Consider the following 10,153-nt stretch of genomic DNA (forward strand, 5'->3'; position numbering starts at 1 on the left):
CCCGTACGGCGGTCTTCTGCCGCGCCGACCGCCTCCGTGACGATCGCCGCGAGACCAGATTGCCGCGGTCGGGCCGGGCCTGCCGAGAGCTGTGGATCACCGGCCGCCTGTGGACAACTCGGCCACCCGAACGAGGGGTTCCGCCTGCGGGGCCGGGGGGCGGGAGGACCCTAGGGACCCTCAGGTCACTCAGGACCCTGAGGACCCTGAGGACCCTCAGGGCCCTGAAGCCCCCAGGGCCCTCAGCGGCCCCGCTCTTTCCCCCCGCCTCAGCGGCCTCCGATCCCCACCCCCACGACCCGCCCGTACTGCTCCCGTACCTCCCGGTACCGCAGCAGTTCCGCCGCGACGGGATCCAGGACCCGGGCCCGCCCGCACCCGGCGGCGGCGTCCCGCAGCCGGCGTTCCGCCTCCAGCCCGTACCGTCTGGCAGGCCCCCGGGCGGCCAGCCGGCAGCTCCACTCCACCAGCGGACCCCCCACGATCCCGGCCACCATCAGCAGCACCGGCACCCCCAGGTTGGGCGCCATCATCCCGGTGATCTGGCCCACCAGCCACAGCCCGCCCACGATCTGAAGGAGCGTCATGGCCGCCTGCGCCAACACCGCCACCGGCCACCAGCCCGGCCGCGGCGGCCGTCCCGGCGGCAGTCCCGCGCGCGTGGCCAGCTCGTCCAGCGCCTCCGGCAGCCCTTGCGATCCGCGGGTCGCGGCCTCCCGCACCGCCGTCGCCCACGGGGTGGGCAGCCCGGCGGACGCCCGGTCGGAGACGGTCCGTACCGCCTGTTCGACCCGCTGACGCGCGGTGGCCTCCTCGTCGCCGGGCGAGCGGAGCGGCAGCCGGCCGGTCGCCGGTTCGCCCCGGTCCTGGTACCAGCGCCACAGCCGTAGCCAGGGCGTGCCGCACGCGCGGTTGGCGTTGCGTAGCCAGGCGCGCTCGGCCGCCTCGCCCGCCGCCGTGGCGCCCACCGCGTCCGCGAGCCGCGCGGAGAACTCGTCCCGCGCCTCCTCGCTGAGCCCGCTGCGCCGCCCGGTCGCGTAGACGGGCCGCAGCCGGGCCGCGGCGGCGTCCATGTCGGCCGAGATCCGGCGCGCGGCGGCGCCCCGCTCGGCCAGGAACTGCCCCAGCGCCTCGCGCAGGTCGCCGAGGCCGTCGCCGGTGAGCGCGGAGATCGCGAGGACGTTCGCCCCGGGTTCGCCGTACTCGCCGAGGGCGATCCCGTCCTCGTCCAGCAGCCGCCGCAGATCGTCCAGAACCTGCTCGGTGGCCTCGCCGGGCAGCCGGTCGATCTGGTTGAGGACGATGAACATGACCTCCGCGTGGCCGGCCATGGGCCGCAGATAGCGCTCGTGCAGCACGGCGTCGGCGTACTTCTCCGGATCGACCACCCACACCACGGCGTCCACCAGCGCGAGCACCCGCTCCGCCTGCTCGCGGTGCTCCACGGCCGCCGAGTCGACATCGGGCAGATCGATCAGGACCAGCCCGCGCAACTGCGCCTCGGCCTCCGGGTTGTGCCCCGGCCTGCGGCGCAGCCGCCCCGGGATGCCGAGCCGGTCGATGAGGCCCGCGGCGCCGTCGCTCCAGCTGCACGCGATGGGCGAGGACGTGGTGGGACGTCGTACGCCCGTCTCCGAGATGGTGACCCCGGCGAGCGCGTTGAAGAGCTGGGACTTGCCGCTGCCGGTGGCTCCCGCGAGGGCGATGACGGTGTGCTGGCCGGAGAGTCGGCGCCGGGCCGACGCCTCGTCCAGCACCCGGCCCGCCTCGGCGAGGGTGCGGCTGTCGAGCCGGGTGCGGGAGAGCCCGACCAGTTCGCGCAGCGCGTCCAGCCGTGAGCGCAAGGGTCCGTCGAACGCCAGCGGCGTCACCGGCAGCGGCCTCGCGCCCCGCGGCTCGGCCACCACCGGGGCCGGGGGCACGCCCTCGTCCTCGTTCACCCGCCGCGCGATCAGCCCGTCGTCCCAGACGAGGCCGGCGGACGCCTCCACGCGCGCGCCGGCCGCCTTCGGAGGCGTCTTGGGCCGGGGAGGGGCCGCAGGAGGAGCCGTAGGCGCCTTTGTGCGGGGGGTTTCTGTGGTGCGGGGGGCTTCGCCGGATCGGGGGGCTTCGCCGGATCGGGGGCGGGGGCGGGATCCCGTCCGCGGCTCGTCGCGGGAGGCTCTACGGGGCTCCGCGCGGCGTTCCTCACGGGGTTCCGCTCCGCCGCCCTTGGCGTCGCCGGTGTCGCTCTTGGCGGCCTTGGTGGTTCTGGCGGCCTTGGGTGTCTTGGTGGTCCTGGTGCCGTTGGCGCTCTCTGTGGGGAGCGGTTTCTGGGCGGGGTCGGACCGCTCCGGGCCGGACCGCTCCGGCTCGGCGCGATCCGTACCCTCGGTGCGATCCGTACCCTCCGTACCCTCGGTGCGATCCGTACCCTCGGTGCGCTCGGTGCGATCCGTACCCTCGGTGCGCTCGGTGCGCTCGGTGCTGTCGGCGGCCGGGGGGTCGTCGGCGCGCTCGGCGCTGTCGGAGGGCTGGGGGCTGTCGGCGGGCTGGGGGCTGTCGGCGGGCACAGCGTGTTCGGCGTCGTCGCCGGCTGGGGCGGTGTGCTTCCCCGGATCGGCGTGGTCCGTGTGGTCCTGGTCAGTGACGGCGGTCACCGGTCACCTCTCCTTCTGCAGTACGGACAGCGCGGCGATGAGTTCGGCCTGGGGTTCGGGGTGGACGTCCAGGGCGTCCAGGGGGGCGAGGCGGCGCTCGCGTTCGATGTGCAGGACCCGGTCGACGTACTCGACGAGCAGCCGTCCGCCGCGGTCGCGCAGCCGCAGCGCGCCGTGCGCCCCGATGCGCTCGGCGAGGCTCTCCCCGGCGGTGCGGGCGCGGCGTCCGCCGAGCAGGGCGGTGGCGACCAGGGCGGCGATCTGCTCGGGGTCGCAGGCGGAGCCGCGGTCGAGGTCGCGTACCTCCTCCTCGGCGTACTCCTCCACCTCGCGGCGCCAGCGCCGTACGGACAGGCCGATGCGGTGCTCGGCGGTCTCGGACGGGTCCGGGGGGTCGGCGAGTCCGGGGGCGCAGGCGGCCGGTTCGCGGCGCCAGGCGTCGGCCACCCGTTCGTCGGCGGCGGTGACGGCGCAGGTCAGCAGCGCGCTGAGGCTCTCCACGAGGGCGTCGAGGAGTTCGGGGGAGGTGCAGTCGAGGGGGAAGGCCCGCCAGCGCTTGAGGGCGTCGCCGGCGAGGACGGCGCCGGACTGCAACCGTCCGCGTACGCGCGTGTGCTCGCTGTCGTAGGCGCTCTCGACGGCGGAGGTGAGCCGGAGGGCGGCGGCGTACTGGGCGGCGGAGGCGCTGGCCAGTTCGGGCATCCGGGCCTTGAGGGAGTCCAGGACGCCGTGGGCGGTGCGGGAGAGGGAGTGGCGGCGGGAGCCGGGGTCCTGGGCCTGGTGGACGAGCCAGGCGCGCAGGGAGGCGACCGCGCTGGCGGGCAGCAGACCGCCGCCCCAGGCCGACTCGGGCAGTTCGGGGACGGTGAAGCGGGGGACGTCGCCGAGGCCGGCCTTGGTGAGCAGGGCGCCGTACTGGCGGGAGACCTCGGCGACGACCTGGTGGGGTACCCGGTCGAGGACGGTGACGAGGGTGGCGCGGTACTCCTTGGCGGTGCGCAGCAGGTGCCAGGGGACGGCGTCGGCGTAGCGGGCGGCGGTCGTGACCATCACCCAGATGTCGGCGGCGCAGATCAGTTCGGCGGCCAGGACGCGGTTGTCGGCGATGAGGGAGTCGACGTCGGGGGCGTCGAGGAGGGCGAGGCCGGGGGGCAGGGTCTCGGCGGTCTCGATGCGCAGGACGCGGGCGGGGCTCTCGTCGGAGAGCAGGAGATCGTCCCCGGGTTCCTGGTGGGGCACCCAGACGCGGGTGAGGCGGGGCAGTACGCGCATTCCGCTGAACCAGTGATGGTCCTCCGGATGGCAGACGAGCACCGGTGTCCGGGTGGTCGGCCGCAGTACGCCCGCCTCGCTGACCCGCTGCCCCACCAGCGAGTTGACGAGGGTGGACTTCCCGGCGCCGGTGGAGCCCCCGATGACGGCCAGGAGGGGCGCTTCGGGATCTCTCAGCCGGGGCACGAGATAGTCGTCCAGTTGCGCGAGAAGCTCGTCGCGGTTGGCACGCGCCCGTGGGGCCCCCGCCAGGGGCAGCGGGAAGCGTGCGGCGGCGACACGGTCGCGCAGGGCGGAGAGTGCGTCGAGCAGCTGAGGCCGTACGTCCAAGGTCACCACATGCGAAGAATGCCCAATTTTAGGGGAATTCTGAAGCATATTGGCATGTCTGCGCGCCGACCGGACGGAAGGGACGGAAGGGATGACTGGGGAGCAGTCACTGTCGAGGCATAACGAGTGCACAACACCCGGGGCGTAAGACGCCAAAAGCGCTGCACGATTCGTACCTGCCTGCGATTATCAGGACCGCTTCACCGAACCTCCACATCGAGCCACGGAGGCGAAGCAGCAAGGACAGGGAACCAGGAGCTTTATCCTTGTCCCCGGCAACGTCACGGTTCGGCCCACACCCGGGCACCACGACAGTGGCCACACCAGGCCCCCGTAGCTCAGTGGATAGAGCAGGCGCCTTCTAAGCGCTTGGCCGCAGGTTCGAGTCCTGCCGGGGGCGCCACTCACCTCCCCCAGAGTGGCAGCGTTTCCGCAGGTCGGATCGGATTCGACTGATCGCCGACGGGAAACGGGAGCCCCCTCCACAAGGGCGAATGTCCGACTGAGACCGGTCAGGATCGGGTTTCCACGGGCGCCTGCCCCCCCTACACGTCCCGCGGCATCGGGTTTCCGAGGCGGCCCTCCGGTCCCACCGCACGGAGCGGGACGATCCTGCGCGCCGCTGTCCATGCCGCGCCCTTCGATGCCCCCGCGAAGCGTCCTGCCAAGGAGCGGGGGTCAGGAACGGTCCGCGCGGCGCCTCGCCGGCCTCTGCATGCTCGACCCACGTCACGCCGCCCGGGCCAGCCGGTCGACGGGCCGGCCCGATGCGGGCGGAGCCACGGGAAACGCCCCCTCAGGTCGGCGGGAGCGGCGCATCACCGACCCGAACCGTGCCGGCCGGAACCGAGGCCCGCACATGGAGGGTGGCGCCTTGAGGCGCGGGGCACGCTTCAGCGGCACGGACGCTGGCCGGTCCAGCCCGGCGTCTGCGTGACGAGGCCGCGGTTCAGCAGGCAGCGCCGACCGATCGCCTGAGAGGAGTGGGTGCCATATCGTGTCGCGTTCCCGACTGTGAACATCTCAGGGCTCGAACAATGTGACATGCAGACAGGCCCCGCCGGAAGCAGGTGGGGCCCTGGAACTCCCGCCAGTGCCCTCTCTTCACTCGATCGTGGCACTGATGTTTGGTTCTTCTCCATGCTTGGCCTGCTCCAGCCGCTCGTACGTCAGGCGCAGTGCCGATTCGAGGCGCTCGATGGTGGCCGACTGCTCCGAGCCCATGACGTAGACCCACAGGAGCACGTCATCGACTCTGGTCTTGGAGCCGAGCACGATGGTTTCATCCATCTTCTCGCGCGTGGCGATGTGCTCGTCCGCCGGAACACCGTTACGGAGTTTCACCTCGGTGCCCCGCAAGGGCAGTTCCGTGAAGAGGTCGTGCGCCGCCCGGTCACTCCGGGAGGAGTAGAGGTTGAAGCCGATCCTCACCCATTCCTCCGGCGTTCGCTTGCCGCGAGTGACGTCGGATCCACCGCTGGCAACAGTGCCTGGACAACCTCCGGGCAAGAGGTCCTGGCATCCCTCTCTGCCTTGGGTGGCCCGCGGCCCGAAGGCCGTCTTCCAACCTGGCAAGTCCTTCGCGTCCGGCAACGTTTGCTCGATATCGCGCGCCTTCAGAGTGCGCTCCGGAAGTTTCACTTGGGTCGTTGCCGGTGGAGCGCTGCTCGACTTCGGGGGTCTGTCGGAACCCTGCCGTGCGCTCCCGCTCTCCGATCCGCAACCCGCGAGGGCCATCACGGCCGCGCCGACCATGACCAGTGTCCCCGTCCGTCCGTTGACGAGCATTCGAATCATGCACCCACCTCTCCGAAAGGCGCGAACATACGGCCTCCGTCGAGACGTCTCGACGCCTTGCGGCAGAGGCGGTGCTGCTCGCCCCAGCGGGTCCGACCTGCCCGAATCACCCCTTCCTTGATCGATATGCAGGGCAGTCATCTGCCTTGAGGGGCTTGTCCATCGGGATGGGCCACGCCTTCGAGTCAGGCCCACAACGGTTGCGGCAGGTGTCTTGACAGTCACTGATTGTTGACTGTCAGATTCGTTCATCTGTGTGGATCAAGTGAACGAGGGGTGGGCGAGTGGTGTCCGGGACATGGGAGCCTCGAAGACGCCGTCGAAGAGCGCGGCAGGGCCTGGCATGGGCAGCCGTACTCACGACGCTCGCCTCACTGCCCGTGTTCGCGGCGCCGGCAGCCGCCGCGGACGCCCCCCGTCTCTCGGAGTCGCAGCAGGCACAGCTGGATGCGGTCGCCTCCGGCCAGCGAGTCGAGGTCGTGGGCGAACGCACCGAGCGGGAAACGGTGTTCGCCACACCGGATGGCGAAACGTTCACCCTTGAGAAGTCGATCGTCCCCGTACGTGTGGAGAAGCCCGGCGGAGGCTGGGCAGCACCGGACGCCACGCTGGTGCAGCGGGCGGACGGGACGATCGAACCGAAGGCCGCTGCCGTTGACCTCACCTTCTCTCCCGGCGGGGACGGCAAGGATCTGGTGACCATCGCGGAGGAGGGCCAGTCGGTGACCTTGGGCTGGCCGGGCGCACTGCCCACGCCCCGCCTCTCCGGGCAGCAGGCCGTCTACGAGAACGTCCTCCCGGATGTGAACCTGATCCTCACCGCCACGGTGGAGGGCTTCCGCCAGGTTCTGGAGGTCACCACCCTCCAGGCGGCCAACGACCCCCGCCTGGCCTCCATCGAGTACTCGATGGACGTAACGGGTTTGCAGGTCCGGCAGGGTGCCGCGGGCAGTATGGAGGCCCTCGACGGCAATGGCCAGGTGGTCTTCCGCTCGCCGTCGGCCCGTATGTGGAACTCAGCGGGTGCCGTCGACACACCGGGCGCCGGTCAGCCCGGTCCCAGCCCGCAGACCGTCTCGGTGGAAGCCCTCCCGCGGACCGGTCAGCAGGAGACACCGGGCAACCTTGAGAAGCGTCCCGCGGGTCCGGTGGGTGAGGGTGATCCGCTGTCGGGACCCGGGGCGGGTGATGAGTCCGCCGTGATGGATGTGGACGTGAGCCCGTCCAAGGTGACCGTCACTCCGGACAGCGGCCTCATCGCCGGGACGACAAGCGCCGAACTCCCGTTGTACATCGACCCTTCCGTGGAACTGAACGAGTCCGAACGCACCGTGCTCTCCTCGGACGGGGACTCCTTCTACGACTTCTCCGGCGGCGAGAACGGGATGAGTGTCGGCCGGTGCGGCTCCGCGGTCATCGGCGGCTACATCTACTACTGCACCACGGGCAGCGCCTACACGAATCGCATGTACTTCGAGTTCACGCCGGGCAGGCTCAAGGGCAAGCACATCCTGGACGCGCGCTTCGAAGTCACCGAGACGTGGTCGTTCTCGTGCGACGCGCGCTGGGTGGACCTGGAGCGCACCGACGGCATCTCGTCGTCCACGAAGTGGCCCGGTCCCGGAGGGCCGAAGAGCGACAACTCCTGGGATCAGATGGGTGACCGCAATGTCTCGGCGGGCCGTGGCGGCTTGTGCTCCCCCTCACAGCCCCGGTCAGCCATCGCCTTCCGCGACAACCCCGACGAGCCGGACGAGAACCTCACACCGACGGTGAAGGCGTTCGCCGACGGCAAGTTCTCGACGCTGACGCTCATGCTGAAGGCGAAGGACGAGTCGGACCCCGTCGCTTGGAAGCGCTTCGACGACGATGCCGTGATCGTGGTGGATTACGTCGGGAAGCCTGCGACCCCGACCGAGTACGGCCTGGAGGCCGGCACGACCCGGATCTGTTCCAAGAGTTCGTCCGCCCCGGCGATGTGGTCGTACACGCGGCCCAATCTGGCGGCGACACCGCAAACGGCTGCCGGAGGCGAGAGCGGTGCGTCCTTGCGGGTGTACTTCGACCTTGATGTGAAGAACGCGGACGGAACATGGTCGGACGCACCGGAGCCGGCCAGCGGATCGGAGAGCCCCACCACGGGTTATGCAGGCGACGGAGTCGATCAGAACAAGACCTGGAGCGCGACGCTGACCGACCACAAGCAGTACCGCTATCGAGCCGTCACCCGCTCCTATTACGACAAGGGAGCGAGCAAACTGACCAGCGGATGGACGCCGTACTGCTACTTCACCGTTGACAGCACCCGTCCGAAGCCTCCTTCGATCACCTTCAGCACCGTGTACGGTGCCTGCCTGCCGGGCAACTGCACCCCGGCCGGAGGTCCCAATGTGCCGGGCAAAGTGACGTTCGGACCGGCCCCGGGAGACACGAATGTGGCCTACCGCTACAAGCTGTCGACCGACAAGGCATGGAGCGACTGGAAGTCCGGAGCGACGGTGACGGAGACGATCACCCCCGTCGACTCAGGCACCATGGCGCTGTCCGTCCAGGCCAAGGATGCCGCCGAGCGGGCGGGCGGTGAGAACGCTGTCCGCTTCCTGGTCAAGGAGAGCGACGGCCCGGTCGGTGCCTGGACGTTCAATGAGGCGTCCGGTGCGGCGGTGGACGTCTCGGCACCCGAGGCCGCCTACCGCGACGACGCGACGATCAGCGGTGGCACCCGGGTGAACACCGGCCGACGCGGGGTGGTCACCGAGAACGGTGTCACCGGCGAGGACAAGGCTCTGCGGCTGAGCGGTCAGTCCTACGCGGCGACGCCCGGCAAGGTGCTGGAGACACAGGCGTCGTACACCGTGGCCGCCTGGGCACGACTGGACGCGACCGGCACGACCCAGACGGTGGTGAGCCAGGACGGCACCCAGTCCAGCCCGTTCTTCCTGGGGTACTGCGCCGACGTCAACCGATGGTGCCTGCGCCTGTCGGACGCCGACACCGCCACGACCGCGATCGACAATCAGCGCGTCGCTTCCACCGATGCTCCGCAGCCCAAGGTGTGGACCCATCTGGCCGGGGTCGTGGACACCGGCGCCAAGACACTCACCTTGTACGTCAACGGTGCCGAGCAGGGCAAGGACAGCCTCACCACAGGAGCCTGGGCCTCCGGCGGAGGGCTGCAGATCGGTCGAGCCAAGTCGAAGAGTGCCTATTCCGGCCACTTCGCCGGCGATGTGGACGAGGTATCGGTCTGGCAGTCGGTCAAGAACTCGGTGCAGATCGAGCGCGAGGCCGGCCTCAAGAACGCGAACGGGCAGGCGTACGCGGAGTTGGTGGCGCACTACGCTCCGCGCGGCGCCTCCGGAACCACGTTGCCGGACCTGAGCGGATACGGCAATCAACTGACCCTGTCCGCCGGTGCGTCGCTCGACGGCGAAGCCCTGGCGCTCAACGGCACGACGGGCTCGGCCATCGCTTCCCGGCCTCTGGTGTCGGACTCGGGTTCGTTCACCGTGGCCACCCAGGTGGACGTGGTGTCCGGGACTCTGGCCGACCAGCCCGTCGGCCACCGGGCTCAGGTGCTCGGCCAGCGCACGGCGAGCGGATCGTCCTGGAGCCTGTGGGTGGAGAAGACCGGGACGACGAGCGAACCGGTGGTGGACGACGAGGGCAACCCGGTTCTTGACGACGCGGGCAACCCGGTGGTCCGGAACGTACCGGTGGCCCGATGGCACTTCGGGCGCCTGACGGCTGACGGCAGCGGTACCTCGGTGGTGAGCGACGAGGAAGCCGTCATGGACACCGAAGTCGGTCTCGTCGGGGCATATGACGCTCACACCCGGAACATCACGCTCTACGTCGGCAGTGGCCCCCAGGGTGACCCGATCGCGTACACGGCGTCCGCGGGCAGTGGCGAGTTCGCGGTGGGCAAGGGCTGGACCGGCTCCTGGAACCACTTCCTGCCCGGTCGACTCACCGACATCCGGCTGTGGGCGGGCGCGGTGAAGGACGCCGCCCAAGTGGAATCGCTCGTCGGCTACTGACCAACCCCCGGTCCGCTGTCCACCGCCCTCGCCGCGGACAGCGGACCGGCACATCCGCCAGCTGTCCCGCTCCCC

Annotated in this window: 4 protein-coding genes and 1 tRNA gene; 2 read left to right on the forward strand and 3 right to left on the reverse strand. The window is 70.7% G+C overall.

The features are described from left to right. Window positions 1–269: 269 nt before the first annotated feature. Both ACIQNG_RS05600 and ACIQNG_RS05605 read right to left on the reverse strand, forming a co-directional pair. Entirely contained in the window at window positions 270–2,639 is a 2,370-nt protein-coding gene (locus ACIQNG_RS05600) for a GTPase (protein ID WP_401482731.1), read from the reverse strand. Window positions 2,640–2,642: 3 nt separating this feature from the next. After that, window positions 2,643–4,250, reverse strand: coding sequence for a dynamin family protein (locus tag ACIQNG_RS05605; RefSeq protein WP_401430669.1), 1,608 nt, complete (start codon window positions 4,248–4,250; stop codon window positions 2,643–2,645). 318 nt (window positions 4,251–4,568) lie between these two features. Between ACIQNG_RS05605 and ACIQNG_RS05610 the strand changes: the two genes are divergently transcribed. Then, window positions 4,569–4,644: transfer RNA gene (locus ACIQNG_RS05610), tRNA-Arg, on the forward strand. A gap of 701 nt (window positions 4,645–5,345) precedes the next feature. Here the strand turns inward: ACIQNG_RS05610 and ACIQNG_RS05615 are convergent. Beyond that, window positions 5,346–6,038, reverse strand: a complete 693-nt coding sequence (locus ACIQNG_RS05615; RefSeq protein ID WP_401482732.1) for a hypothetical protein — start codon at window positions 6,036–6,038, stop codon at window positions 5,346–5,348. A gap of 380 nt (window positions 6,039–6,418) precedes the next feature. Here ACIQNG_RS05615 and ACIQNG_RS05620 point away from each other — a divergent pair, with 380 nt between their 5' ends. After that, the gene (locus ACIQNG_RS05620; protein ID WP_401482733.1) at window positions 6,419–10,078 is read left to right on the forward strand and encodes a LamG domain-containing protein; all 3,660 of its coding nucleotides are present in this window, start codon (window positions 6,419–6,421) and stop codon (window positions 10,076–10,078) included. The last annotated feature ends 75 nt before the right edge of the window (window positions 10,079–10,153 follow it).

It is taken from the genome of Streptomyces sp. NPDC091377, assembly GCF_044757045.1.
Classification (GTDB): Bacteria; Actinomycetota; Actinomycetes; order Streptomycetales; family Streptomycetaceae; genus Streptomyces.

Excerpts from the sequence above, each read along its gene's own strand:
- ACIQNG_RS05615 (WP_401482732.1), bottom strand. The coding sequence starts at position 6,038 with ATGATTCGAATGCTCGTCAACGGACGGACGGGGACACTGGTCATGGTC.